Below are 26,134 nucleotides of genomic sequence, written 5' to 3'. Positions count from 1 at the left end.
CGTTGCGACGGAATCCGGCTTGCGGTGGCCCCGTCCCGGGCCGCCGCCTTCGATGGGCGCCTGCGGGCGCCCGTTTTTTTGCGGCAAGGCCCGAGGACTCGACGGCTCACCTTGAACCTCTTCTGCTCGACGGTGAGGTTGAGGTCGCCGGCGTGGCTGAGCGGTGTCTTCCCTACCGATCCCGTTGACTGTGCGTCGCCGCTTGATCGCCATCTCGGGCGTCTTCCGGGAGATCTGCTCGAAGCCTCTGCCGGTGATGGCCGAATCGCGACACTTTCGCTGTCCTGCCGCCCTTGCGCACAGCAATAGAGGCGGAACTCTGGCGAGTTCCGCCTCCATCAGGGTAGCTGCGCGCCTGCCAGCGATTCGACTTTACGTGTTTGCCGCGGACTGGGATCCAGGACTGATCACCCGCGGCCGTCCGCCCTGGTCGAGGGCGACGAAGACGAAGCTGGCGTCGGTGACCTTGACCTGTTCCTCGCCGTCGCGCGAGCGGCGCCAGGCCTCGACCTCGATCGTCATCGAGCTGCGGCCGACGCGCACGATCTCGGCGTGGAGGCTGACCTCGTCGCCGATGAACACCGGGCGCAGGAAGGTGATGCGGTCCACCGACACCGTGGCGCAGCGGCTGCGCGCACGGCGGGCGGCGACGTTGCCGGCGGCGAGGTCCATCTGCGCCATCAGCCAGCCGCCGAAGATGTCGCCGGCGGGGTTGGCGTCGGCGGGCATGGCGATGGTGCGGATTGCGGGTTCGCCGCGCGGCATGGCGGTCGAGTCGTTCATGGTGAGGTTCCGGTGGGGGTGGGGGAAGCGCTGCCCGCGGCTCGCCGGGGGCGGCGGCGTGCCCGCCCCCGGGTGAGCGGCGTCAGCTGACGTGACGGCATTTCGACGCTGGCGTGCGCGTATCCATGTTGCGCCCGCGGTTCAGGTGGTCGTCGATCTCGGCCGCGCAGCCCAGCATGCGGGCGTGCAGGAACAGGGTGAACGCGGCGTCTTCCAGGCGCGCTTCGTCGATGCGGCCCTCGCGCCACGGCTGCCAGGTCAGGCGCAGCAGCAGGGCGGCGATCACCGCGTCGATGTTCACGCAATACACCGTGCGCGACACCCCGGCCTCGTGCAGCGCCTGCACCAGGGCGTGGTAGAAGTCGTGGAACACGTTGGCCTCGCTGCGCGCGGTCATCAGCTCGCGGATGAAGGCTTCGCGCGGATCGATGTTGACCGGCCGGTCCTTGAACACCGGGTGGTTCACGCCCGGGATCTTGCGGATGTCCGCGCTGCCGGTCTGCTTGCGTTCGGCCTTGTAGCGCGCGTATTCCTCGGCGCAGTGACGGGCCAGCGCGGCGACGTCGATGCCGTGGGCGGCCGTCGGGTCGTCGAGGCCGCTGTCGCGAAACTGCTCGATCAGGAACTGCACGCCCTCGAAGCCGTTGCCACCGTGGGCGTAGCCGGTGTGGGTGAGGAAGCCGACGACCGCCTTGTTGAGCTGCACACGCTGCGGCGTTTCCGGGCCGTCGGCCGAGACCGCACCCTTGGCGCCCTGGGCGGAGATGGTGCCGGGGCCGTTGCTGAGCAGGATGCCGACCAGGGTCTGGTAGGCGAACAGGTCGGCCGGCTGCGGCACGCGGCCGAGCAGGGCCTGGCAGGTGAGCGCGGTGAGCGAACCGCTACCGAGCATCTCGGCCTCGTCGATGCCGCAGAAGCGGCCGGCCTCGTGCTGCTCGGCCGGGGCCGAGGCGCCGATCAGGGTGCCGACCAGCTGCATCCACCATGGCAGGCTCTCGGCGGTCAGGCGTGAGACGCGCTTGCGCATCAGCGGTCCCCACGCGAGCGTGGTGGTGATCGCGGCGAGCACGGCATCGGCACTCAGGGGCACGCCGGTGTGCTGCAAAAGGCGCACCGGCAACGAGCGCGCGTCGCGTGCCGCCAGCCCGGCGAGCATCGCCTCGGCGCGGGCGTCGGGCGCCGGGGCGCGGACCAGCGCGACCAGATCGGCGTCGTCGGCGAGCGTGCGGCAGTCGAAGTCCTCGTCGAGCGCGTCGCGCAGGCCGGCGGCATGCAGGCGCTCGATGAGCGCTGCGACGATCGTGCGCGCGCGCTCGGCGCGGCCTGGGCCGACGATCGCCATTGCGGCGGCGAGCACGGCGTTGGGCGCATTGCCGGCGGCGCGCGCGGCCTCGGTGGCGGCGAGCGCGGGGTCGCTATGGAGGTTGAGGTGGGCGCCGACCGCCACCGCGATCAGCTTGCGGTCGTTGTCGCCGCCGGCTTCGCGCAGCAGCGCCAGGCCGAGGTTGGCCTCGAGCGGGCGGCGCGCGGCCTCGAGCACGCTCACCCCGTGCAGGCTGGAGACCTGGGTCGCGGGATCCATCTGCGAGGCGCCCGAGGCGTCCTTCATCGTTTCGCGCGGGAACACCGCGCCGACCTGTTCGGCCAGCCGGGCGATCTGGCTGCGGTAGGGCTCGATCGCCGGCACCACCGGCAAGTCGAGTTGCGGCGGCAGCGCGATGCCGAGATTGGCGCCGAACCAGGGCTTGAGCTCCATTGTGCCTTCGGGCTCGAAGTCGGGCAGGGTGGCGTTGGCGCGCATCACCGCGGTGAGCGCGGCGGGGATATGGGCGATGTTGGTGACCACCGCGCCCTTCGCCGAGAACACCGGGTTATCGGGTGTGTACAGGCCGTCGACGCCGAACTTGTCCATGAACCAACGTTCCTTGGCGGCGGCATCGTCCTCGCCGCCGGCCATCGCCCCGGCATGGCCGACCGCGCGCGTCAGCCGCGACTTCCAGCGTCCGACCACGCAGGCCACCACCGGCTTGGTGAACTCGGCGTCGCGCTCGTAGTAGCCGCCGGGCTCGCAGTACAGCACCGCGGCCTTGCTGCGCGCGTCGTTGGCGAGGGCGAAGGCGAACTCCGGCGCGGCGTAATGGATGTAGACGTCCTTGCCGCTGGAGACCAGCGTGGTCGTGCCCCAGCCCGCCATGCGCAGGTACTGGGCGATGGTGGTGGTGAAGCCGCCCGAGTTCGACAGTACCGCGATCGAGCCGCGGCGCAGCGTGTCGGACGGGTTGTCGCCACCGAGGGCGCCGCCGATGCGCACCTGGTTCCACGAGTCGGCCACGCCCAGGCAGTTGGCGCCGAAGATGTCGATGCCGTGCTGCTGGCCCATGGCGCGGATCTCGCGTGCGTCATGCACCGAGATCTTCTCGGTGATGATGAAGACCTTCTTCAGCTCCGGATTCACCCGGATCAGCTCGGCCACGCCGTCGCGCGCCGCCGACGGCGGCAGATAGACCACGCCGCAATTGAAGCGGTGGCCGTCGTCCAGGCCCTCGCGCACGCTGTTGTAGACCGGGACGTTGCCGAGCGGGGTCTCCAGCACCTGGCCGCGGCGCCCCGGCGAGGTGCCGAACACCACGTTGCCGCCCGACCACGCATGGCCGACCGGCGTGACCTCGCTGGATTCGCCGCCGAGGATGTTGAGCACGCACACCCGGTCGTGCCGGGTCGCGATGTGGGCCAGCGAACTGATGCCCACGTAATACTTGAAATCACCAACGCCTTGTTGGTACATGGCTGTCTCCTTGGAATCGGGGGTGTCGGGGCTCAGGCGGCCGTGGCCGCGGGGGCGAGCCCCAGGCGCGCGGCGACGGCGTCGCGGCCGCCGGCCTTCATCCATTCATTGGCTTCGCGGGCGTAGTCGACCACCTCGCTCATCGCCGAATCGAAGCCGAACAGGCGGTAGGGCAGGCCGAGCGCCTCGCAGGTGTCGCGCAGCACGCCCATGCCGCGCACCAGGTTCGGCCCGCCGCGGCCGGCGACCACGGTGAGCGGCGTTGGGCCATGGCTGCCGAAGTGCTCGCGCAGCGCGTCGGCCATGGCGCGGAAGGTCTCGTGGATGTCGGTGTTGTTGGACTTGCCGCCGATGATGAAGAGCACGTTGGCCTGACGCAGCCAGTGCTTGAAGCAGATCGACGCCACCGACTTCATCTTCTCGTAGGGCGGGTTGCCGCCGAAGTCGGACGAGATGATGGCGTCGTCGCCGAGCATCTCGGTGACCAGCGAGTTGGCGCCGCCGCCGAAGGTGGGGGCGAGGATGGTGCCGCCGGCGTTGATCACGTAGACGTCGCTCTGGCCCTGGTGGGTGCGCAGCTGATTGATCTCCTGCTCGAAGTCGGAATAGTCCACTGCGAACAGGTGGGCGGGCAGGTTGAGCCGGTGCCAGCGCGGATCGTCGCGGTCGAAGCCGCACTTGAAGTCGCAGGCCACCGGCGTAAGCCGGCCGCGACGATCGGGGCGCATGCGGATCGGGTTGAGCTCGAGGGTGGTCATGCCGAAGTCGTGATACAGCTCCCACAGGCGCGGCAGGTGCTGCACCAACGGCGAGATGATCTGCTTGGGCGCGCCGATGTCGGCGAGCGCGTTGGCGACGACGAAGGCCTTCAGGCCGGTGAGCGGGTCGAAGGGCACGCGCGCGACCTGCGACTTGTCGAGCTCCTCGATGTCGACGCCGCCGCGGTGGGTCAGGGTCATGGTCGGAGCGCGGAACTCGGTCGAGTCGGTGATCGAGAAATAGACCTCGTGCTCGGCCGGCACCGCGCCTTCGAAGGTGACGCCGTTGGCCTTCGCCACCTGGTGGCCGTGGCGATGCTCGACGAAGTACAGGCGCTCCTTCTCGGCCAGCGCGGTGCGCAGGTCCTTGGCACGCCCGATGAGGCCGGCCTTGCCCTTCTTGCCGACACCGCCCTTGAACAGCGGCTTGACGAAGACCGCGCCGTGACGCTCGATGAGCGCCTTGATCTGCTCCTCGCTGGCGTCCGGGCCGAGCACCTCGGCGGTGGGGAAGTCGGCGAACTGCAGCAGACGCGCGCCGTACAGCATTCCCGTGATGTTCATGTCGGGTTCTCCCGTATGCGGTTATCGAGGGTCAGAAGCGGTGGCGCATGCCGGCCATCATCACCCGGTGGTTGTCGCCGGCTGCCGGCGTGATGTTGCCTATTGCATAGTTGGCACCGCTCTCGTTGGAGAGCTGCGAGTAGCCGGCGTAGAGCGTGGTGCGCTTGGAGAGGGCGTGCAGGTAGTAGGCCGACCAGCCGCTGGCGTCCTCGCCGGCGGCGCCGTCCGATTCGTCGCGATCGGCATAGCTGAGCGCGACCGTGTTCGCAGGGTTCAGACGGATCTCGGCGCTCACGGCCCAGGTGCGTGCCTTGCCATTGCCGACGGTGCCGCTCTCCTTGTCCTGCGACCAGGCAAAATAGGGCTTGACGATGCCGAAGTCGTAGGCCAGGCCGACGCCGCTGGTGCGCACCTTGCCGCCGCTGGCGTCGCGCTGCACGCTCTGCGTGGTGAGCGCGCCCGAGAAGGCGCCGTTGCCGTAGAGCAGGCTGAGGCCGTGGCCGTCGCCTTCCTTGCGCGCGGTGGACGTGGTGGCGACCTTCTCGCCCAGCCAGTAGCCAGCATCGAGCTCGAAGCCGGCAAGCTTGGGCGAGCGGTACTTCACCATGTTGTCGAAGCGCACCTCGTAGGCCGGCTTTACGGCGCCGGTCTTGCGCAGCAGCAGGCCGGCGCTGCGATCGGCGTTGCCGGTGGCGTCGAAGGGGTCGAGGGCGACGAAGGCGGGCGAATACTGGCGGCCCAGGGTCAGGCGGCCGAGGCTGCTCTCGAGGCCGACGAAGGACTGGCGGCCGAACAGGCGTCCGCCCTGCTCGGCGAGGCCGGTCGAGGGGTCGAAGCCGCTCTCGAGCACGAACAGGGCCTTCATGCCGTGGCCGAGGTCTTCGGTGCCACGAAAGCCGAGGCGCGAGCCGTTGAGCTCGCCGTGGTGGACGCCTTCGTAGCGCTGGTCGCCCGATCGCTCATGGCTGAGGTTGAGGTCGATGAGGCCGTAGATGGTGACGTTGGACTGGGCGAGCGCGAGCGACGGGGCAGCGACGGCGGCGGCCAGCAGGACCGATTTGGAAAGGCGTTGCATGGAAGTCTCCTCGATCTTGTGAGTGGGCGCGCCAGACACGTTGGCGCGGCCCGCATTGCAGCGCCGTCGCCTTTCGATCGCCTTTCACTGCTGCCGGTCCGTGAGGAGGATGGACCGATGACTGCGCCCGTTGCAGGGCTGTCGTCGACAATTCAGGGTGCCGGGGCGGCCCCGAGCGGCAGCTCCACTTCCACGCACAGGCCGTGCCCGCCCTCGCCGTCGCGCAGCGTGATGCGGCCATCGTGGGCGAGCGCGATCTCGCGCACGATGGCCAGTCCTAGGCCGCTGCCGTCGCTGTCGCCCTGGCCGAGGATGCGGTAGAAGCGCTGGAACACGCGTTCGCGCTCGGCCTCGGGAATGCCCGGCCCCTGGTCGCATACGCTCACCACCGCCTCGCCGTCGAAGGCGGCGACAGCGACGGTGACCGCCGAGTCGGGCGGGCTGTAGCGGATCGCGTTGTCGACCAGGTTGGAGACCATCTCGCGCAGCATTGGCGCGTTGCCCTCGATCATCAGCGCGTGGCCGATGCCTTCGTAGGCGAGGTCGATGCTGCGCTTGAGGGCGAGCGGGGCGAGCTCCATTGCTACGTCCTTGACCAGGCCGGCGAGGTCGAGCGGCGCGCGCTCGTCGATGAGGCCGTTGGCCGCCTCGGCGCGCGACAGGGTGAGCATCTGGTTGGCCAGCCTGCGCGCGGCGCGGGTGCTGCGCAACAGACTGGCGAAGGTGTTGAGCATCTCTTCCGGGTCGGTCTGGCGCAGGCCGTACTCGGCCTGGGTGGTGAGGACCGCGAGCGGGGTGCGGATCTGGTGCGCGGCGTCGGCAAGGAAGCGTCGGCGTGCGGCCAGCATGGCCGACAGGCGCTGCATGTGGTGGTTGATGGCGTCGATCAGAGGCGCGACCTCGCTCGGCACGCCGTCGGCCCGCACCGGGGTGAGGTCTTCCTCGTCGCGGTTGCGGATGTGGTCGCGCAGCGCCACCAGCGGGCGAAACGCCGTGCCGAGGGCGAGCAGCACCAGCACCGCCCCGACGGCGACCAGGGCCGACTGCCGTTGCAGGCTGGCGAGGAAGAGCTCGCGGGCGAGCGTCTCGCGCGCGCCGGTGGTCTCGGCGAACACGATCAGCACGGCGTCGCCGCCTTCCAGTGCGGGGTCGTACAGGCGCTTGTACATGGCGGCCATGCGCACCGTCTCGCCGCGATAGGCGAGATCAAAGATCCTCACCATGCCCTCGCCGGCGGGCAACGTGGGCGGGCGCAGGTCGGCATAGCCGGTGACGAGCACGCCCGCGGGGTCGAACACGGCATGGAAGATGCGCTCGGCGGCGCTGTCCTCGAAGCCTTCGAAGGCGGCGTAGGGAATGTCGACCTGGATCTCGCCCTCGAGCGAGTGGGTGCGCTCGCCGATCGCCCGCACCGAGGCGGTCAGCGTGCGGTCGTAGGCCTGGTTCACCGCGTCCAGTGCGCCGCGGTAGCTGAACCAGGCATTGACGACCAGCATGATCGCGAGCGGTGGCAGCAGCCAGCCGAGGACGCGACGGCGCAGGCTGCCACCGTGGCGGCGCAGCGCGGCGGGTTCGACGTCCGCGGCCGGTGCCGCGGCGGCTGCCGCAGCCTCGCCGTCGCCTTGGGCGGCGGCGCCATCCGCGCGTCCGCCCTGCTCGGCCCCGGGGGCTGCGCGCATGTCAGGGCGCCGGCCGTTCGGCGAGCAGGTAGCCGAGCCCGCGCAGGGTGTTGATGACGACGTCGGCACCTTCGAGCTTCTTGCGCAGGCGCGAGACGTAGATCTCGATGGCCTCCACGCGGGCGTCGGCGTCGAACTCGAACACTTTCTGGAACAGGGCCTCGCGCGCCACCGGGCGGCCGACGCGCGACAGCAGCACCTCGAGCACCGCCAGCTCGCGCGGTCAGCGCCAGCACCTGGCCGTCCACCGTCGCCATGCGGCTGGTGGTGTCGAACTCGAGCCGGCCCAGCCGCACCCGCGGCACCTGGTTGCCGGCGCGGCGCAGCAAGGCCTTGATGCGGGCCTCGAGTTCGGCGAGCTCGAAGGGTTTCGTCAGATAATCGTCGGCGCCGAGGTTGAGGCCTTCGACGCGTTCTTCGGTGCTGCCGCGGGCAGTCAGCACCAGCACCGGGGTGGGAGTGCTGCCTTCGGCACGGCTCTCGCGGGTGCGCAGCCGGCGCAGCACGTCCAGGCCGTCGAGACCCGGCAGGGAGAGGTCCAGGATCACCACGTCATAGCGCTCGCTGCGCAGGGCCTGGTCGGCATGGTCGCCACGCCCAAGCACCTCGAGCACGAAGCCGCTCTGGCGCAGCGAGCGCGCGACCCACTCGGCGAGTTCGGCGTGGTCTTCGACCAGCAGCAGGCGCATTGGCGTTCCGGTGAAAGTGAATCGAAAGGCGTGTCGGCGATTATCGGGGCAAAGGCGGATGGCGTCCAAGCCGCCGACTTGCAGGGAGATCGGGATATGAGAACAGTGCGGACGAGGACTGGCGACGGCGCCGTGATGGCGATGGTCCGAGCTTGCCGTGAGGCGTTGTGCGGACTGCGCGTGGCGGTTTTCGGGCTGGCCATGCTGTGTGCGGGCAGCGCCCTCGCCCGGCAGGCGCCCGATGCGCGCGAGGCGGCGGTGCGTGAAGGCGTGGTGGTCGTGTATGCGGCGGCTGACCAGGATGTGGTGCAACCCATCCTCGACGACTTCGAGGCCTTGCACCCAGGGATCCGCGTCGAATACCACGACCTGAGCTCGAACGAGCTCTACCAGCGGGTGGTGGATGAGCGTGCAGCCGGTACGTTAGGTGCCGACGTGGTGTGGAGTTCGGCCATGGACCTGCAGGTGAAGCTGGTCAACGATGGCTATGCCCAGCCCCACCGCTCGCCCGAGACCGCCGCGCTGCCGCGCTGGGCGGTATGGAAGGACGAGGCTTTCGGCACCACCTATGAGCCGGCGGCGATCGTCTACAACAAGCGCCTGCTGACTGAGGCCGAGGTACCTGACACCCATGCCGAGCTGATCCGCCTGTTCGGGGAGCAGCCTTCACGACTGCTTGGGCGCTTGGCCAGCTATGATCCTGAGCGCTCTGGCCTGGGCCTGCTGCTGCATACCCAGGATGCACAAGCCAACCCGATCGTGTTCTGGCAGCTGGCGCGCCGGATGGGCGAGCTGGGGCTGGAGCAGCACAGCTCGAGCCGCGACATGCTCGACCGTCTCGCCGCAGGCCAGCTGGTGCTGGCCTACAACGTGCTCGGTTCCTATGCGCACAAGCGCGCACGCAGCGAGGCGGTGCTCGGCGTGGTGTGGCCGCAGGACTATACCCTGGTGCTGAGCCGGGTTGCCTTCATCGCCCGCGATGCCCGCCATCCGGCCGCGGCGCGGCTGTGGCTGGACCACTTGCTGTCGCCGCGCGGACAGGCTTTGCTCGCCGAGCACCTCGGCCTGCTGCCGGTACGTGCCGATGCCGGCACGGCGGGGGCCGACAGTGCGGCTGCCCTGCTGCATGAGAACCTGCGCCATGCTTTCCGCCCGATCCGCATCGGCTCGGGACTGCTCACCTACCAGGACCAGGCCAAGCGCCAGGCCTTCCTGCGCCAATGGGACGCTGCCACACGGCCGTCCGTCGAACCCTAGATGTCGTCCTCAACACAGAAGAACAGCGGCGCTTCGTGGCGCTATGTCCTGGCCACGCTTGTGCTCGCGGCCGTCGCCGGCTGGCTGGCCGAGCGCTTCCACCTGCCGCTGCCGTGGATGATCGGTCCGCTGTTTGCCGTCGCCGCCGTGCGCATGGCCGACATCGAGCTGCGCCCGCTGCCCGGTGGTCGGCAGAGCGGGCAATGGGCGATCGGTGCCGCACTCGGCCTGTACTTCAGTCCCGAGGTCGTGGCGCAGCTGAGCCTGCATGCAGCGCTGGTGGTGGCTGCTGCAGTCGGTTCGCTCGTGCTCGGTGTCCTTTGTGCGCTGATCATGCGTCGCCTGGGTGGCGTCGATACGCCAACCGCCTTCTTCGCGGCGCTACCCGGCGGTGCCTCCGAGATGGCCAATCTCGCTGACCGCTACGGCGGCGCGGTGGATCGCATTGCCGCAGCACATGCTATTCGAGTAATGATGGTGGTGTCGCTACTGCCCTTCGCGCTCACCTTTGGTGGGGTGCACGGCAGTGATCTCTACGTGCCGATCGCCCAGGCCGTGGATGCCCGGCATTTCCCGCAGCTGGTGGTGGCGAGCCTGCTTGGCGTGGCGGCGTTCAAGCTGTTGCGCATTGCCAACGCCTGGGTGCTTGGTCCGCTGCTCGGCGTGGCAGTCGCGACGCTCGCTGGGGTTCCGCTGTCCGCCCTGCCCGTCTGGGTGGTCAACGGCGGACAGCTGCTGATCGGTTGCGCGCTGGGCTGCCGCTTCTCGCGTGCGTTCTTTCGTGCTGCGCCACGCTTCATGGCGGTGGCTGGGCTGACTGCGGTAATGTCGATCGTGTTTGCCGGCGCTTTCGCCGCTTTGCTCGCACTGGCTTCGGGGGTGCCGCTGCCGACCTTGATACTGGCGACTGCGCCGGGCGGGGTATCGGAGATGTGCATCACTGCCAAGGTGCTGCAGCTCGGCGTGCCGCTGGTCACCGTCTGCCACGTGCTGCGCGTGGTGGTGCTGACCGTGGGTGCGCAGTGGAGCTTCGGGGCGTTCCGGCGGATGGTGGAGACCTGAGCAAGGCAGTCGACCTGGGCCGGGCTGGATCAAGCTGTGGTGTCAGCGCTCAGGACGACTGCATGCCGGCCCGACTGCTTGGCGGCATACATGGCCATGTCGGCGCGACGGCGCAGGCTGTCGAGATCGGTGCCGTGGTCGGGACAGATGGCGACCCCGACGCTGCAGGACATGGGCAGCGCACCGGCGCTGGTATGCACGGGCTGCGAAATTGCGGCGAGCAGCTTGTTGCCGACCTGAAGCGCATCGCCAGCGTCGAGGATGTTGGTGAGCAGCACGATGAACTCGTCGCCGCCGTAGCGCGCCACGGTGTCGCAGGAGCGCAACTGCGCGCTCATGCGGTCGCTGGTGGCGCACAGGACCTGGTCGCCAGCTTCATGGCCGTAGCGGTCGTTGATGTCCTTGAAGTGGTCGAGATCGATCAGGATCACGGCGAAGCGTGTGCCATGGCGTTGCCAGCCGTGGAGGGCGCTGGCGAAGCGGTCAGCGAGCAGGTAGCGGTTGGGGAGTCCGGTGAGCACGTCGTGCGTCGCGAGGTAGGCGGAATGTGCGTGCTCGATGCCTGCCTCCCTCAGCGCGCGATAGTGGCGCAGCAGCAGCGAGGAGGCTGCGAGCGCGGCGACCAGCAGCAGGGTAAGGATGGCGACCGTCTGGGGAGTAAGTACATCCTGCAAGTGCGGTTGCCGGGTGAACTGGAGGCCGATCGTCTGGCCTGCCGTCTCGATCCGTTCATGATGTTCCAGCATGGCGAGCAGGCGGCGGTCCAGTGCCGTTCCGGCATCCATTTCCTGCCGCAGCAGAGTGTCTTCCATACCCTCACTGCCGATCAGCACGGCCTGGATACCGAGCTGTCTGCCCAGTGCCGCGCGCTCGCCGGCAGGCAGGAGGGCGGCGCTCTTGATCACCAGCATCGATGCCATCGTGCTGCCGAAGAAGTTGGGGGCGCCTGTGCGGCGGTCGTCCGTGCTGCGTTCGACGACCTGAAGCAGGATGTAGCCGGTGTCGCCCTCATAGAAGTCGAACATCGGTGAAGCCACTGCATGCCCTTTGACGTGCGCGCGGGCGAGCGTGCTGGCGAGGTGGTCCACCGTCTCAAGGCGCAAGCCGAAAATAGGCAGTGTGTCGGGCAGTGGCGGATGGATGAACAGGATCGGCCAGTAGTCCGCCCCGGGCGGCAGCGTGGCCGGCGTACGACCCGTCAGCTCGGCGAAGGTCTTCAGGGCGAATTCGCCACGCCAGTTGCGGCGCAGGCCTTCGGCCAGCCTGGGGGCGTCGTGCGGTCGGATCCTGCGTGCGATCTCGACCTGGTAGATGTGGTCGTGGGCGGCGGTGACAGCGGCCGCATAGCGTTCGGTCGCAGCGTAGTCGTCGCGGTCCACCGCGAGCAGGAAGGCCGATAGCCCTGACAGAACGGCCTCGTTGGCGTGGAGCCTGTGCTGGACGCCGTTAGCCAAGGTGCCCGCGGCCTGGTGGAACTGGCGCTCCACGCGCTGCAGCTCGGTCATGATCAGCAGCGAGCCGGCGACTGCGAGCAGTGTCAGCCATCCGAGCAACAGCAGGATGAGTTTCGATCGTCGGGGTCGATGCGGCATGGCGGCTCCTGTCCGTGCAGTATCGACAGATGGATGCGCCGTGTAAATTTGACCAAAGTCGTAGAGCCCTTGGACGCTTGCCAGCCTTCGACGGGATGAGCGCTCACAGGCGCTAATCCGTGGCGGCCCGCAGGCGATCGAGGCGCAGGCGCTGGCGTTCGTCGAACAGGCGGCGCGCGGGTTTTCAATCGGTGTTCGTCGTGCTTTGGCTAGGTGCCGAGGGCGCGTGTGCGCGAGAATGCATAGCCTCAATCCGCGTGCGCGATGATGCGGAATCTTTCTTCCGCGCAGCGCTCAGATCTACCAATACGCGACGCAGGCGCATACTGCGCATTCACTTCAGGACAAGTTCATGCACAAGGATCCTCGTTTCTCCGGTGTGTTCCTCAATGTTGGCGGTGGCAGTGCCACGCCGCCATCGCTGTGGCAGAAAATCGTCGGCGGTGTGGCGGCGCTCGGGGTGTTCGTGCTGGCGCTGACCTTCTCGGTGGCCTTGTTCGCCGTGGTGATCACCGTTGGCGTGGTCGTATGGGCTTACTTCTGGTGGAAGACGCGCGCGCTGCGCAAGGCTATGCGTGAGCAGATGGATGCGCGCATGGCCGAGGCCGGCATGCGTGCGGGCGAGTCCGGCGGGGCGCAGGCCGCGCGTGGCCTGATCATCGAGGGCGAGGTGATTCGCGAGGTCAAGATCGAGGACGGCGCGGGCCAGGACGAGCGCGGACGCTGAGCAGGCCGCCCGCCCTCACTTCAACTCGCCGCCGCCGCCGGCCCGCGGTGCCTCGATGGTCTGCAGCCGCGCTTCCTTGCCGTCGATGCTGCGGATATGCACATCCATCTGGTTGAAGGCGATTTCGATGCCGTGCTCCTTGAACAGGCGGTCGATCTCGCGGTTGATCTCGTCGATGGCGGCGTTGCGGTCGCCCAGCTCGCGTACATGCACGCGCAGTTCATGGTCGAGTGTGCTGGGGCCGAAGCTGAGGAAGAACACCAGCGGCTTGGGCTCCTTGAGTACGCGCGTGTTGTCCTCGGCGATCCGTAGCAGCAGCTTGCGGGTGAGCTCGAGGTCCGAGCCGTAGGCCACGCCCACCTTGACCGTGATGCGGGTGACGGTGTCGGTGAGCGACCAGTTGGTGAGCTGACCGGTGATGAAGGCCTTGTTGGGGACGATCATTTCCTTGCGGTCGAAGTCGGTGATCGTGGTGGCGCGAATCTGGATGCGGGTGACCGTGCCCGACACGTTGCCGATGGTGACCGTGTCGCCGATGCGCACCGGGCGCTCGAACAGGATGATGAGGCCGGATACGAAGTTGGCGAAGATCTCCTGCAGGCCGAAGCCCAGGCCCACCGACAGCGCTGCCACCAGCCACTGCAGCTTGTCCCAGCTCACCCCCAGCGAGCCGAGCGTGGCGACGATGCCCACCGCCATGATCACGTAGGACAGCAGAGTGGTGGTCGCGTAGGCGCTGCCCTGCGCCAACTGCAGCCGTGACAGCACCAGCACCTCGAGCAGGCCAGGCAGGTTGCGTGCGAGCAGGAAGGCGATGCTGCCGATGACCAGCGCGGCGATGAGGTCGCGCAGGCTGATCGGGGTGACGCTGGCGGTGTCGCCGCTGCCGCTGGCGTATTCGTACAGGGTGATGTTGTCGAGGTAGGCGAACACCGTGATGAGGTCCGCCCATACCCAGTACAGGCTCAGAAGCAGCCCGGCGAGCAGGCCCAGATGCAGCAGGCGCAGCGATTGCTGGCTGATGCGATCGATGTCGAAGCGAGGTGGCTCGATGCCGTCGTCGGTGTCGGCGCCGGGCAGGCCTTCGCGCTCGGCGGCTTCGCGGCGCGCGACCGCCTGCTGGTGGTCGAGGCGGCGGGCGGCGACGCCGAGGGCGCGGATCACGGTGGCTTCGACCAGGCGCCAGAGGATGAGCACGAACAGGGTGTCGATCAGCCGCCCGGTGAGCTTGAGCGCGGTGTAGTAGTAGCCCATGAGCAGGGCCGCGATGAGGGCGAGCGGCATCAGTCCGAGGGCGACGCCGATGGCGACGCGCAGCGGCGAGGGCCGGTCCTGTTGCGAGCGGTGGATCAGCAGGCGCGCCATCAGCCAGGCCATGGTGGCGTAGCCGGCGAGCAGGATCAGGATGCCGAGCACGTCGTTGGCGAGCGCCTCGGGCTGGCGTTCGGCCATGGCGACCACCGCCACCACCGCGAGCACGACCAGGCCGAGGTGGCGCATGTGGCGGTGCAGCTCGCGCACGCGCTCGAGCGGCCAGCGGAAGTGGCGCTCGGCGACGCCAGCGGGCGCGAGCACGCGATACGCGGTGTAGAACACCAGCCAGGCCTGGGCCATCTGCAGCAGGGCGGCGCCCAGGCTGGCGTTCTGGCCGCGGGCGTCCATCTGCAGGGCAAGCCCGGCGAGGGCGAGCAGCAGGCTCACCGGCAGTGCGAGCAGGATGTTGAACAGGATCGCGAGCGGCGTGTGCAGCTGGCTGTCGCGGCGCACGTAGCCGATGTCTGCATGCAGACCGTCCAGCCGGGCGCGCAGCCAGCGCCGCCGCGACAACAGCCACAGGGTCAGCAGCAGCACCGGCAAGAACAGCAGCGGACGAGCCTTGAGACCTGCCCACAGTTCCGTGCTCGCCGACTGCCACGGGATGGCGGCCAGCTGCGCCTGCAGCGCGGCAGGAACGGCCATGACCCAGGCAGCATCGAGCGGGCGGTTGCTGGGGATCCAGAACATCTGCTCGTCCAGCGTGCTGCGCAGGCGGTCTGCCGTGGCCTGCAGCTGCCGTTCGCTGAGCTGCAGTGTGATCGATTCGTTGAGGACGGCGCTGAGTTCGCGGTTGAGCCGTTCGAGTAGCTCCGCGCGTGCCGTCAGCAGCCCGAGCAGCTGGCTGCGCATGGTCTCGTCGGCCTGCTCAGGCGGCAGTTCGGCGAGCAGGCGTTCGGCATGGGCGGCGGGGGTGCCGAGCTGTTCGCGTTGCTTGCTGACCTCGAACTGGTAGAGGCGGATGTCGGCGATCTGCTCGGCGAGCTGCTTGTCCACGCGCGGCTGCGGTAGCGCGCGCTTCTGCTCGAGCAGGATGCGCGACAGCAGCAGGCTGCCTTGCAGTACGTTGATCTGCTCGTCGATGATGGTGCCGGCGCGGTTGAGGCTGTCGAGCTGCTGGCGGGTTGCCAGATTGCGCTGGGTGAGCGTGTTGAGGTGCTCGGTGGCACGCAGCAGGTATTCGGACACACGCTGGTTGGCAGCGATCTCGCGCGCGATCAGGCCGCCGGTGTCGGGTGTCTGGGCCTGCTCGCGCCTGAGCGCCTCCACGGTTTCCACTGCGTCGGCGCTGCGCCGTGCGTTGATCGCGGATTGCAGTGCGTGGGTTTCGGCGCCGAGGCGGCGAAGGTGCTCGGCAGCGAGTTCACGCCGTGCCTGGCCGAGGTCCTGCAGTACGCTGCTACCCGAGAGTTCGAGCTGGCGCAGGCGGTTCTGTGCGTCGAGCGCATGCCATTCGGCCGCGAGCGCGTCGCGCCGCTCGGTGGTCAGCGAGCGGGCCTCGCGGCCCGGGCCCTGCTCGCGGTTGGCGGACAGGGCGGCCTCGATGGCGGTCATGCGTGTCTGGTTGGTGCTGATCTCGGTCTGGGCGCGCTCCGGGCCAGTGCGGGCACTCAGCAAGAGTGCGTCGGCCTCATCGAGACTGCGCTGCCATTGGCTGAGTTCGGCATTGCGCTCGGCCAGGCGTTGTTCGAGCACACCGGCGGACAGCTCCGGGCCGAGGGCTGCAGCCTGGTCAGGCTCCGCCTTGGCCTGCAACGCATCCAGTTGAGTCCGTGCAGTGGAAATCTGCCGGGGGGCTGCGGCCAGGCGCTCGTTCAGCGTGCTGAGCTGCTGGCGGTAATCCTCCGCGGCGGCGAGCCGCGACAAGGCCTGGTCCAGGGCTTGCTGAGCCGCCTGGCGCTCGGATTCGGGCAGCTGGCGCTCCGCCAGTGCAGCGGCGCGAGCCTGCAATTCCTTGGCCGCCGGCGGCAGGGGCGGTTCTGCCGCTGCCCGCAACACGAGCAGTGGCAGGAGCAGGAGGACGAGAAGGCGGACCAGGTGCGGGAACGAGGGCATGCGCGTGAGGAGCGATCTGGGCAAGAGCGGAGTGTACCCTGCTGCGCGGCGAGCGCAGTGTTCCTCCAGCATGGGTGGGTGTGGGTCGGCGCGACGGCAGCGCCCCGTGCTTGAGTCTGCGTCCTGCGCAGACTATGGTGTGTGCCCCAAGAGAGACGGAAAACAACAACAATGGATGAGCAGTTCCAACGCATGAAGGTGCTCGGCGCCGGCATCTTCAGCCTGATGCTTGCGCTCGGCGTAGCACGTTTCGCCTATACGCCCCTGCTGCCGCTGATGCAGGCACAGGCCGGCCTCGGGCTTGCCGAGGGCGGCTGGCTGGCGGCGATCAACTACCTGGGCTATCTGAGCGGTGCATTGCTCGCGGCATCGATCAGCAATCTGGTGCTCAAGGACCGCCTGTACCGTATCGGCATGGTGATGGCGGTGCTGACCACGGTGATGATGGGGCTGACGACCGATTTCTGGGTATGGGCCGCGTCGCGCTACCTGGCTGGGCTGTCGAGCGCGGCGTCGATGCTGCTCGGTACCGGGCTGATCCTGAACTGGCTGATCCGCCACAACCACCGCAGCGAGCTCGGTATCCACTTCGCCGGCATCGGCCTGGGCATCGCGGGTTGTTCGCTGGCGGTGGCGCTGATGAGCCAGTGGCTCGACTGGCGTGCGCAGTGGTTCGTCTTCACGGTGATCGCCTGCGGGCTTCTGGTGCCGGCGCTGTCCTGGCTACCGGCGCCTGATACCAGCGGGGTGACGCGGAGCGGCGCACCCATGCACGACGACCCGCCCAGCCCGCTGTTCATGCGCATCTTCATGGCGTCCTATTTCTGCGCCGGGATTGGCTTCGTGGTCAGCGCGACCTTCATCGTCGCCATCGTCAACCGCCTGCCGGGGCTGGAAGGCCAGGGTAGCTGGAGCTTTCTTGCCATCGGCCTGGCAGCGATGCCGGCCTGTATCGTGTGGGATTTCGTCGCCCGTCGCACTGGCGCCCTCAATGCGCTGATCCTTGCCGCCGTGCTGCAGATCGTCGGCATCCTGCTGCCGGTGGTGGTGGGCGGCATGGTGGGGGCGATCGCAGGCGCGCTGCTCTTCGGCGGCACCTTCGTCGGCATGGTGAGCCTGGTGCTGACCATGGCCGGACGCTACTACCCCACGCGGCCAGCGAAGATGATGGGCAAGATGACCATCTCCTACGGCGTCGCGCAGATCCTCGGCCCGGCGGTCACCGGCTGGCTGGGCGCCACCTTCGGCAGCTATGCGGGTGGCCTGTATTTTGCCGCAGCCATGATGGTGGTGGGCACCATCCTGCTGTTGATGCTGAAGGCGGTGGAGCGCCGCGACCGCGAGGGTGCGCGGGCCTGAGCCGCGGCAGGGGCCAACCCGGGTTGCGAGGCGCCGCCGCCTGATCCATCGGGGGCCGCACAAATTTCCCCTCCATGGCCGTGAAGTGCGAAAATGCGCGCGCAGCGCGTGCTATTTTTTCGCGTCTGCTGCGCGCACGGTCCTCACGTTCCTACAGGGGCGATGAGGGGCCGGCCATCGTTCGTCACCACAAGATCAAGGTCCAGGGGGAAACAATGTCTGCAGGGAATTCGAAGATCATCTACACGCTCACCGACGAGGCGCCGCTGCTGGCGACGTGCGCGTTCCTTCCGATCGTCCGCACCTTCACCGCACCCGCAGGCGTCGAGGTGGAGAAGGCCGACATCTCGGTTTCGGCGCGTGTGCTTGCCGAGTTTCCCGAGTACCTGAGCGAAGATCAGCGCGTGCCCAACACGCTCGCCGAGCTGGGCAAGAAGACCCTCGAGCCCGACGCCAACATCATCAAGCTGCCCAACATCAGTGCCTCGGTGGCGCAGCTCAAGGCCTGCATCAAGGAGCTCCAGGAAAAGGGCTACAAGATCCCCGACTTCCCCGAGGATCCGAAGACGGACGAGGAAAAGGACATCCGCGCGCGCTATGGCCGCTGCCTCGGTTCTGCGGTCAACCCGGTGCTGCGCGAAGGTAACTCCGACCGCCGCGCACCGGCCGCGGTCAAGAACTTCGCCAAGAAGAACCCGCACTCGATGGGTGAGTGGAAGCAGTGGTCGCAGACCCACGTCTCGCACATGCACCACGGCGACTTCTACCACGGCGAGAAGTCGATGACGCTCGACCGCGCACGCTCGGTCAAGATGGAGCTGATCACCAAGTCGGGCAAGACCGTGGTGCTCAAGCCCAGGACCGACCTGCTCGAAGGCGAGATCATCGACTCGATGTTCATGAGCAAGAAGGCACTGTGCGAGTTCTACGAGAAGGAACTCGACGACTGCCGCGAGGCCGGCATCCTGTTCTCGCTGCACGTGAAGGCGACGATGATGAAGGTCTCGCACCCGATCGTCTTCGGTCACTGCGTCAAGATCTACTACAAGGACGCCTTCGCCAAGCACGGCAAGCTGTTCGAAGAGCTGGGCATCAACGTCAACAACGGCATGGTCGACCTCTACGAGAAGATCAAGACCCTGCCCGAATCCAAGCGCGACGAGATCATCCGCGACCTGCATGCCTGCCAGGAGCATCGTCCGGCGCTGGCCATGGTCGATTCGGCCAAGGGCATCACCAACTTCCACTCGCCCAACGACATCATCGTTGACGCGTCGATGCCGGCGATGATCCGCCAGGGCGGCAAGATGTGGGGTGCGGACGGCAAGCAGTACGACGCCAAGGCGGTCATGCCGGAATCGACCTTCGCCCGCATCTACCAGGAGATGATCAACTTCTGCAAGTGGCACGGCAACTTCGACCCGCGCACGATGGGCACGGTGCCGAACGTCGGCCTGATGGCGCAGAAGGCCGAGGAGTATGGCTCGCACGACCGCACCTTCGAGATCGTCGAAGACGGTGTGGCCAACATCACCGATCTCGACACCGGCGAGGTGCTGCTGTCGCAGAACGTCGAAGAGGGCGATATCTGGCGCATGTGCCAGGTCAAGGATGCGCCGATCCGTGACTGGGTCAAGCTCGCCGTCACGCGCGCGCGCAACTCCGGCATGCCGGCCATCTTCTGGCTCGATCCCTATCGTCCGCACGAGAACGAGCTCATCAAGAAGGTGCGCACCTACCTCAAGGAGCACGACACCACAGGCCTCGACATCCAGATCATGAGCCAGGTGCGTGCGATGCGTTACACGCTCGAGCGCGTGATCCGCGGCCTCGACACCATCTCTGTGACCGGCAACATCCTGCGCGACTACCTCACCGACCTGTTCCCGATCATGGAGCTGGGCACCAGCGCCAAGATGCTGTCGATCGTTCCGCTGATGGCCGGTGGCGGCATGTACGAGACCGGCGCCGGCGGTTCGGCACCCAAGCACGTGCAGCAACTGGTGCAGGAGAACCACCTGCGCTGGGATTCGCTGGGCGAGTTCCTTGCCCTGGCGGTGTCGCTCGAGGACCTCGGCATCAAGACCGGCAACGACAAGGCCAAGCTGCTCGCCAAGACCCTGGACGAAGCGACCGGCCGCCTGCTCGACGAGAACAAGTCGCCCTCGCCCAAGACCGGCCAGCTCGACAACCGCGGTAGCCAGTTCTACCTGGCCAAGTTCTGGGCCGAGCGCCTGGCTACGCAGACCGAGGACGCAGAACTGGCGGCGAAGTTCGCGCCCCTCGCCAAGGACCTGGCCGACAACGAGGCGAAGATCATCGCCGAACTGGCCGAAGTTCAGGGCAAGCCCGCTGACATCGGTGGCTACTACAAGGCCGACCCCGAGAAGTGCAAGGCAGTGATGCGTCCGAGCGCCACGCTCAACAGCATCCTGCGTGCCGCAGGGGCCTGATGCAGGCGCCGGCCTGACCGGCGTGCAGCAATGAGACGCGTGGGCGAGCCGCCGAGCGGTTCGCCCACGCGTTTTTTCTTGGTTTCGATATCTTTCCGGTCATGAACGGGATCTTCTTCGGCATCGTCCTCATTGCCTTCGTCGCCGCCGCCTGGCGGCAGTTCAGCCACGTCCCGGTCGACGGCGTGCAGTCGCCGATGGAGGTGCTGTCCGCAGGCATGATCTCGTCCGCCAGCGGCGCGGTGGAACTCGCGCTCGGCCTGGTGGGGGTAATGACGCTGTTCCTTGGCCTGATGAAGGTGGCTGAGGCTGGCGGGCTGCTGGTGATCATCGCGCGCCTGATCCGGCCCTTGATGACCCGGCTGTTCCCCGAGGTACCGCCCAACCATCCGGCGATGGGGGCGATGATCCTCAACCTGTCGGCCAATGCGCTTGGCCTGGGCAATGCCGCCACGCCTTTCGGCATCCGTGCCATGCAGGAGCTCGACAAGCTCAATACCCGGCCCGGTACGGCGACCAACTCGATGGCGCTGTTCCTTGCCATCAACACCTCCAGCATCACGCTGCTGCCCACGGGTGTCATCGCCATCCGCGCTGCGGCCGGCTCGGCCGATCCCGCAGCCATCCTGCCGACGACGTTGTTCGCGACCGTGTGCGCCACCATTGCCGCCATCACCGCGGCACTGATCTACAAGCGCTTCTCGGCCCTTGGCCCGATCGATCCGGCCGCCGCTGCGATGGAGCGGCCCTGGGTGGCCGACGATCCGGCGCGTGAGGCGGTGGACGACCCCGGCGCTTACCCCTTGTGGGTGTCCGTCCTCGCCCTGGGCGCCATCATCGCGCTCATTCCCGCGACCATCGTATGGGGGCGCGTGATCTCGCCGTGGATCATCCCCGGGCTGATGATGGGCTTCCTGCTTTTTGGCGTGTTGCGCGGGGTGCGCATCTACGAGGTCTTCGTCGACGGCGCCAAGGACGGTTTCCAGGTGGCGCTGCGCATCATTCCCTACCTGGTTGCGATCCTGGTCGCGGTCGGCATGTTCCGCGCCAGCGGGGCGATGGACGTGATGGTGAACCTGCTCGGCGGGCTCACCTCCCGCGTCGGCCTGCCGCCGGAGGCACTACCGATGGCCTTGCTGCGCCCGCTGTCCGGTTCGGGCGCCTACGGCGTGATGGCCTCGATCATCAACGACCCGGCGATCGGGCCCGACAGTTACGTCGGTTACCTCGTCACCACGCTGCAGGGCTCGACCGAGACCACCTTCTACGTGCTGGCGGTGTATTTCGGCGCGGTGCAGATCCGCCGCATCCGCCACACCCTGGCGGCGGCGCTGACCGCGGACGTGGTCGCGGTGGCAGCCGCGGTAGCGATCTGCTCCTACCTGTTCCTGTAGTTCCGTCGTGCTGGCTTGTGTTCCAAAAAATGTTGATTTCTTGATGATGTGACAAAATCGCGAGGCGCTTTGGCGCTTGGATGCTAGCTTTTGGGGCTCGCGCGCAGCATCACGAATATGGAGCTTGAACGTTTTGAGCGGTAAGTTTCGCATCGGTTTGATGGCTCCCTTGAGTGGCGTGGTCAGTCTTTATGGCCCGGAGATCGTCGCCGCGGCGACGATTGCCTGCGCCGAGTCGAGGTAAGTGGTCCGCAGGGCGAAGTCCGGATGGATCCCGTGACCCAGCATGCAAGCGTCAATGTCCATCTGGCACGCTGCACCCGCGACGGGGTGTTCGAGATCGTCGAGCACTTCGGTTGCATCGAGCCGCGCATCCCTGCGCGCTATCAGGCCGAGATCGACCAGGAGCGGGGCCTCGAGCTGCCAAGCCCGGCGCTGACGGCCCGGCTCGCTGCGGAGATCGGCGCCAGCCGGCAGCCCCTCGAGTCGGCCCAGCGCATCCTGTCGGTGGCCGACATGGCGATCATCACGACCAATGGCGAAGGCGTGATCAGCCAGTGCAACCTCAGCGCGGAAGCGATGTTTGGCTACGAGGCTGGCGAGCTCGTCGGCCTGTCGGTTCATCACCTCGTACCCCCGCATTTTCGTGAGCGCCATACGGCCTTGGTCAAGGCCTTCATCGACAGTGAGGAAACCGAGCGCCGCATGGGTCGGCGCAACGAGATCACCGACTATCGCAAGGATGGCAGCTTCTTTCCGCTCGAAGCCTCGATCGCGAAGTTCCATGACGGTCGGGGTTGGTTGCTGGTGGTCACCCTGCGTGACATCACCGAGCGCAAGGAGGCCGAGGCTACCCTGACCTGGCAGGCAACCCACGATACGCTGACAGGACTTCCGAACCGCGCGCTGATCCGGGACCGTCTCACCAATGCGCTGCAACGCTCGCGGCGCAGCGGCCTGATCGTGGCTTTGCTCTTCATTGATCTGGATGGCTTCAAGTTGATCAACGGTGCGCATGGCCACGCAGCCGGTGACGAGTTGCTGAAGACGGTCGCGAGGCGCCTGATCGAACAGATTCGGCCCGGGGACACAGTTGCGCGTCTGGGCAGCGATGAGTTCGTGGTGTTGTGCGAGCAGGTCGAGCAACCGACCAGCATGTCGGTGCTGGCCGAACGCATCAACGACGCCTTGCGCTTGGCGATCGAGGTCGACGGCAACGCCCTGTACGTCACTGCCAGCATCGGCATCGCGGTTGGTAACGGCACCACCCACGCCCCGGACGACCTCCTGCGTCATGCCGATACGGCCATGCATGCAGTGAAGGCCCGCAGCGGGGACGGCTGGCAGTTCTTCAGCGAGGGGCTGGAGGAGAAGGCGCGTCAGCGGCTCATGATCAGTACCGGTTTGCGCCTGGCGATCGAGCGCAACGAGTTGTCCCTGCGCTACCAGCCCATCGTGGCGGCGGAAACGGCCAGGATTGTGGGCGCAGAGCTCCTGCTGCGCTGGCACCCGCCGACGGGCGAAGTGTCGCCGGCCATCTTCATTCCCATTGCCGAACTGAGTGGTGCGATCGTGCCGATCGGTGAGTGGGTGTTGAGGCAGGCCTGCCGCTGCGAGGCAAGCTGGCGTCAGCGCTGAGGCGAGCAGGCGCCGTATGTTTCGGTGAACCTGTCGGCACGCCAACTGGGTGAGGAGAATCTGCCGGAGGTGTTCGCCGCCATCCTGCGCGACACGGGGGCGGACCCTTCGCGGTTGCTGCTGGAGATCACAGAGACCGCGCTGATGGCCGATGTCGAGGCGAATCTGCGCGTATTGCGGCGCCTGGCCGAGTTCGGCCTGCGCGTGGCCGTCGACGACTTCGGCACGGGCTACTCGTCGCTGTCGCAGCTGACACGGCTCCCGGTAGATGTGCTGAAGATTGACCGCGCCTTCGTGGACGGTCTAGAACGGAGCGAGGAAAACCGTGCCGTGATCCGCGCGGTGGCCGGCCTTGGCGCAGCGCTGGGCTTGAAGCTTGTCGCCGAAGGCGTCGAGAACGATGCACAGCGGCAGGAGTTGTGCGCCTGCGGTTGTGAAATGCTGCAGGGCTACCATTTCTACCGCCCTCTCATCGAGGCCGATTTCGCGCGTCACTTCCAGGCTCAGCAGGCTGATGGGGGAGAGGCAAACGCGCCGTCGCTCTACTACCTCATCTATGTGAGCCGCGCACAGGTGGAGGTCGGAACGGATACGCTCAAGGCGTTGCGGCAGGTGATGCAGCGCCGCAATCGTCTCGAGGGGCTGTCCGGTTGCCTGCTCTACATGAACGGTGAGTTCATGCAGATGATTGAGGGCCAGCGCGAGGCGGTCGAAGCGCTCATGCGCAGGATTCGACAGGATCCGCTGCACCGTGACATCCGCGTCGTCGTCGAGGGCTCGGCGGCCCGTCGCGTGTTTGTCGACTGGGGTATGGTCGTGCATGACCTCGAGTCACTGCCCGGTTGCTCGCTTGCCGGCGAGGACGACAAGGCCGCATCACCGCTCACCTTCTCCAGGGTCGCGGACGACGCGCGCCTGTGTTACGTGCTCATCACTGCGCATGCAAGTGGCGGCGCGCAGAGGCGTTAAGCGAATTGTCGTGGTCTGCCCGAGCGGGCCATAGTGTGACGGGCTCGTCGATCGGGAGCGAAATTCGATCGACGGGGTCTGACTCGCTCGATTCAAACTCTGGAGACCTGTTTCATGACCGCACTCATCATCGGCCTGGTGCTGTTTCTCTGTACGCATTCGGCGCGCATCGTTGCCGAGGACAACCGCGCCCAGTACATCGCACACTACGGCGCCGCAAAGTGGAAGCTGGCCTACTCGATCGTCTCGGTGATTGGCCTGGTGCTGATTGTCTGGGGCTACGCGCAGGCGCGCTACGACCCGGTGTACCTGTGGTTCCCGCCGGTGTGGACGCGCCATCTGGCAGCCCTGCTGCTGCTGCCGGCCTTCATCCTGCTGGTGGCGACCTACCTGCCGGGCACGCGCATGAAGTCGGCGCTCGGCCACCCGATGAGCGCGGGGGTGAAGCTGTGGGCGCTGGCGCATCTGATTTCGAACGGTACGCTGGCAGACGTGCTGCTGTTCGGCAGTTTCCTGGTGTGGTCGATCGCCGCGTTCGCCAGTGCGCGCAAGCGTGATCGCGCACATGGCGTGGTACGCGCGGATGGCGCGCTCGGCCGCGACGCGCTCGCCGTGCTGATCGGCGCCGGGGTCTGGTTCGTGTTTGCACGCTACCTGCACGCCTGGCTGTTCGGGGTGGCGCCCTTCGGCTGAGCTTGCCGGCTGCGGGGCTGGCGTCTAGGCTGCAGCAACAGCCTGGAGGCCGCCGCCATGCGCAGATTCCTCTTGTCCGTCCTGGTCGGGGCGTGCATATCCTCCGCCGTCCTGGCGCAGGCCCGCCCGCCCATTCCTGCCGTCGTGCTCACGCACATGAACGACCTGGACCGCCGCTGCACTGCAGCCGGCGGGCGTGCCGGCAGCGGGCGTTATGTCGTTGCACAGGATTTCACCGGCGACGGCCGCCTCGATTACCTGCTGTCCGAAGGCGATTACGATTGCACCGGCCGCCCCGGCCTGTTCCGCCAGGGGGGTGTGGCGCGGGTCGATATCTTCGTCGTCGACGCGCGCAACAATGCACGCCGGGTCTATTCGGATCAGCTGATTGCCTACCGTGTACTCGCCGGCAAGCCAGCCAAGGTGCAGATTGCGCGCCGTGGTGCGGCCTGTGGGCCGGGCAGCAGCGCCAGTACGCAGTGCGCTGCCCAGCTGGCCTGGAATGGCCATGGTTTTGGCGAGGCGGTTGCCGTCAGCGATGCCAGCGAGGGCAAGGCTGCGGCGCCTCGGCCAGCCACGGCGGCGGTAGCTGCAGCGCCGGCAGGGAATACGGCTGCTGCTGGTCCGGCCCCGCCACCGCTGGTGGTCCAGCCCGAGGCGCGGCCGCGTTTTCTGGCCGATTGCCGCCGCTTCTATGTGTCGCTCAGCGCGGATGCGGCGCGCTGGGCAGACGAACAATGCGCAGCCGACTGGGAAAAGATCGGCGCGAGTGCGGCGGCAACCGATGCCCTGCTGGCCGCCTTGCCGGCGGCAGCGGGCGAGGCGCTGCCCGTCGCCGCCCTGCGCCAACGTCTCGGCGGTGTGCGCTGGGCAGCGAAGGCGAGTTCGCGCGAACTGTCGGCGAGCGGCAAGCTGGGCAGGTTCGAGGTGTCGGTCAGCGGTTCGCCCGCGGCCAGGACACTGGCCATGAACTGGATGGCAGTCGGCGCTGAGCCACCCTATGACATCGTCGGTGCGATGCGTGCGCGTGGTGTGCAGCTGACCGAGATCGCCTGCGAGGAGTTCGGCAGCGGAGAGTGGCAGCGCGTTTTTTCCGGCGTGGCTCCAGGGCGCGCGCCGTTCAGGCTCGAGGTGGCGCAGCGCGTTGCGCCGACGGCAAATGCCAACTCGTACTATGGCGCTACCATCGATCTCTCGGGACAGGCTCCGCGGGCGGGGGCGGCCCAGGCGTGCCGCAATCCGAGCAATCTCTTGATGTAGGACGCGGCAGGCCGGTGCTGCGTCCGGC

Annotated in this window: 16 protein-coding genes and 2 pseudogenes; 10 read left to right on the top strand and 8 right to left on the bottom strand. The window is 67.5% G+C overall.

Annotation, left to right across the window (positions count from 1 at the left end):
• Window positions 1-372: 372 nt before the first annotated feature.
• The 6 genes and pseudogenes from LQF09_RS00700 to LQF09_RS00675 all read right to left on the bottom strand — a co-directional run bounded on the left by LQF09_RS00700 (window position 373) and on the right by LQF09_RS00675 (window position 8,333).
• On the bottom strand, window positions 373-783 hold the full coding sequence (locus tag LQF09_RS00700) for an acyl-CoA thioesterase (RefSeq protein WP_270068900.1): 411 nt from the start codon (window positions 781-783) through the stop codon (window positions 373-375).
• Window positions 784-865: 82 nt separating this feature from the next.
• Complete coding sequence (locus LQF09_RS00695) at window positions 866-3,568, bottom strand: CoA-binding protein (RefSeq protein WP_270068899.1); 2,703 nt, start codon at window positions 3,566-3,568, stop codon at window positions 866-868.
• A 32-nt stretch (window positions 3,569-3,600) separates the two neighbouring features.
• Window positions 3,601-4,890, bottom strand: a complete 1,290-nt coding sequence (locus LQF09_RS00690; RefSeq protein ID WP_270068898.1) for an ATP citrate lyase citrate-binding domain-containing protein — start codon at window positions 4,888-4,890, stop codon at window positions 3,601-3,603.
• A gap of 31 nt (window positions 4,891-4,921) precedes the next feature.
• Window positions 4,922-5,965: a porin gene (locus LQF09_RS00685; protein ID WP_270068897.1), complete on the bottom strand. Its 1,044-nt coding sequence runs from the start codon at window positions 5,963-5,965 to the stop codon at window positions 4,922-4,924.
• 152 nt (window positions 5,966-6,117) lie between these two features.
• Window positions 6,118-7,644 carry a sensor histidine kinase gene (locus LQF09_RS00680; RefSeq protein ID WP_270068896.1) on the bottom strand — a complete coding sequence of 509 codons (1,527 nt, stop codon included), beginning with the start codon at window positions 7,642-7,644 and terminating at the stop codon, window positions 6,118-6,120.
• A 1-nt stretch (window position 7,645) separates the two neighbouring features.
• A pseudogene (locus tag LQF09_RS00675) lies at window positions 7,646-8,333 on the bottom strand (response regulator).
• On the opposite strand from LQF09_RS00675, the gene LQF09_RS00670 reads away from it, so the two are divergent.
• Window positions 8,229-9,590, top strand: a complete 1,362-nt coding sequence (locus LQF09_RS00670) for an ABC transporter substrate-binding protein (protein ID WP_333482873.1) — start codon at window positions 8,229-8,231, stop codon at window positions 9,588-9,590. The pseudogene LQF09_RS00675 and the gene LQF09_RS00670 overlap by 105 nt on opposite strands.
• Window positions 9,591-10,652, top strand: coding sequence for an AbrB family transcriptional regulator (locus LQF09_RS00665; RefSeq protein WP_002936124.1), 1,062 nt, complete (start codon window positions 9,591-9,593; stop codon window positions 10,650-10,652).
• Window positions 10,653-10,681: 29 nt separating this feature from the next.
• Here the strand turns inward: LQF09_RS00665 and LQF09_RS00660 are convergent, their stop codons facing one another.
• Window positions 10,682-12,244 carry a sensor domain-containing diguanylate cyclase gene (locus LQF09_RS00660; RefSeq protein WP_270068895.1) on the bottom strand — a complete coding sequence of 521 codons (1,563 nt, stop codon included), beginning with the start codon at window positions 12,242-12,244 and terminating at the stop codon, window positions 10,682-10,684.
• Between the two features lie 352 nt (window positions 12,245-12,596).
• Here LQF09_RS00660 and LQF09_RS00655 point away from each other — a divergent pair, with 352 nt between their 5' ends.
• On the top strand, window positions 12,597-12,971 hold the full coding sequence (locus LQF09_RS00655; RefSeq protein ID WP_002926263.1) for a hypothetical protein: 375 nt from the start codon (window positions 12,597-12,599) through the stop codon (window positions 12,969-12,971).
• 15 nt (window positions 12,972-12,986) lie between these two features.
• Here LQF09_RS00655 and mscK read toward each other — a convergent pair whose 3' ends face one another.
• On the bottom strand, window positions 12,987-16,340 hold the full coding sequence (mscK, locus tag LQF09_RS00650) for a mechanosensitive channel MscK (protein WP_288023789.1): 3,354 nt from the start codon (window positions 16,338-16,340) through the stop codon (window positions 12,987-12,989).
• Window positions 16,341-16,511: 171 nt separating this feature from the next.
• On the opposite strand from mscK, the gene LQF09_RS00645 reads away from it, so the two are divergent.
• From LQF09_RS00645 to LQF09_RS00615, 7 genes and pseudogenes are all read left to right on the top strand, one after another.
• Entirely contained in the window at window positions 16,512-17,699 is a 1,188-nt protein-coding gene (locus LQF09_RS00645) for a YbfB/YjiJ family MFS transporter (RefSeq protein ID WP_002936116.1), read from the top strand.
• A gap of 215 nt (window positions 17,700-17,914) precedes the next feature.
• The gene (locus tag LQF09_RS00640; RefSeq protein ID WP_002926254.1) at window positions 17,915-20,152 is read left to right on the top strand and encodes an NADP-dependent isocitrate dehydrogenase; all 2,238 of its coding nucleotides are present in this window, start codon (window positions 17,915-17,917) and stop codon (window positions 20,150-20,152) included.
• 101 nt (window positions 20,153-20,253) lie between these two features.
• Window positions 20,254-21,546 (top strand): nucleoside recognition domain-containing protein, encoded by a 1,293-nt coding sequence (locus tag LQF09_RS00635; protein WP_270068893.1) that lies wholly within the window; start codon window positions 20,254-20,256, stop codon window positions 21,544-21,546.
• 267 nt (window positions 21,547-21,813) lie between these two features.
• Window positions 21,814-23,592 (top strand): annotated as a pseudogene (locus LQF09_RS00630) (putative bifunctional diguanylate cyclase/phosphodiesterase); the annotation flags it as partial.
• Window positions 23,593-23,622: 30 nt separating this feature from the next.
• Window positions 23,623-24,153 carry a BLUF domain-containing protein gene (locus LQF09_RS00625; RefSeq protein ID WP_270069905.1) on the top strand — a complete coding sequence of 177 codons (531 nt, stop codon included), beginning with the start codon at window positions 23,623-23,625 and terminating at the stop codon, window positions 24,151-24,153.
• 114 nt (window positions 24,154-24,267) lie between these two features.
• Complete coding sequence (locus LQF09_RS00620) at window positions 24,268-24,846, top strand: NnrU family protein (RefSeq protein WP_002936112.1); 579 nt, start codon at window positions 24,268-24,270, stop codon at window positions 24,844-24,846.
• Between the two features lie 57 nt (window positions 24,847-24,903).
• On the top strand, window positions 24,904-26,106 hold the full coding sequence (locus LQF09_RS00615; protein ID WP_270068892.1) for a hypothetical protein: 1,203 nt from the start codon (window positions 24,904-24,906) through the stop codon (window positions 26,104-26,106).
• Window positions 26,107-26,134 lie beyond the last annotated feature (28 nt).

Source organism: Thauera sp. WB-2 (genome assembly GCF_027594845.1).
In the GTDB taxonomy this organism is placed as follows: Bacteria; Pseudomonadota; Gammaproteobacteria; order Burkholderiales; family Rhodocyclaceae; genus Thauera; species Thauera mechernichensis.
The sequence above is the reverse complement of the archived record's forward strand: the minus strand, read 5'-3'. Positions and strand labels throughout refer to the sequence as shown.

Bases quoted from the DNA above. Each gene is read 5' to 3' on its own strand.
- LQF09_RS00700 (WP_270068900.1), bottom strand. From the start codon at position 783: ATGAACGACTCGACCGCCATGCCGCGCGGCGAACCCGCAATCCGCACC.
- LQF09_RS00695 (WP_270068899.1), bottom strand. From the start codon at position 3,568: ATGTACCAACAAGGCGTTGGTGATTTCAAGTATTACGTGGGCATCAGT.
- LQF09_RS00690 (WP_270068898.1), bottom strand. From the start codon at position 4,890: ATGAACATCACGGGAATGCTGTACGGCGCGCGTCTGCTGCAGTTCGCC.
- LQF09_RS00685 (WP_270068897.1), bottom strand. From the start codon at position 5,965: ATGCAACGCCTTTCCAAATCGGTCCTGCTGGCCGCCGCCGTCGCTGCC.
- LQF09_RS00680 (WP_270068896.1), bottom strand. From the start codon at position 7,644: ATGCGCGCAGCCCCCGGGGCCGAGCAGGGCGGACGCGCGGATGGCGCC.
- LQF09_RS00670 (WP_333482873.1), top strand. From the start codon at position 8,229: ATGGTCGCCACGCCCAAGCACCTCGAGCACGAAGCCGCTCTGGCGCAG.
- LQF09_RS00665 (WP_002936124.1), top strand. From the start codon at position 9,591: ATGTCGTCCTCAACACAGAAGAACAGCGGCGCTTCGTGGCGCTATGTC.
- LQF09_RS00660 (WP_270068895.1), bottom strand. From the start codon at position 12,244: ATGCCGCATCGACCCCGACGATCGAAACTCATCCTGCTGTTGCTCGGA.
- LQF09_RS00655 (WP_002926263.1), top strand. From the start codon at position 12,597: ATGCACAAGGATCCTCGTTTCTCCGGTGTGTTCCTCAATGTTGGCGGT.
- mscK (WP_288023789.1), bottom strand. From the start codon at position 16,340: ATGCCCTCGTTCCCGCACCTGGTCCGCCTTCTCGTCCTCCTGCTCCTG.
- LQF09_RS00645 (WP_002936116.1), top strand. From the start codon at position 16,512: ATGGATGAGCAGTTCCAACGCATGAAGGTGCTCGGCGCCGGCATCTTC.
- LQF09_RS00640 (WP_002926254.1), top strand. From the start codon at position 17,915: ATGTCTGCAGGGAATTCGAAGATCATCTACACGCTCACCGACGAGGCG.
- LQF09_RS00635 (WP_270068893.1), top strand. From the start codon at position 20,254: ATGAACGGGATCTTCTTCGGCATCGTCCTCATTGCCTTCGTCGCCGCC.
- LQF09_RS00625 (WP_270069905.1), top strand. From the start codon at position 23,623: ATGCTGCAGGGCTACCATTTCTACCGCCCTCTCATCGAGGCCGATTTC.
- LQF09_RS00620 (WP_002936112.1), top strand. From the start codon at position 24,268: ATGACCGCACTCATCATCGGCCTGGTGCTGTTTCTCTGTACGCATTCG.
- LQF09_RS00615 (WP_270068892.1), top strand. From the start codon at position 24,904: ATGCGCAGATTCCTCTTGTCCGTCCTGGTCGGGGCGTGCATATCCTCC.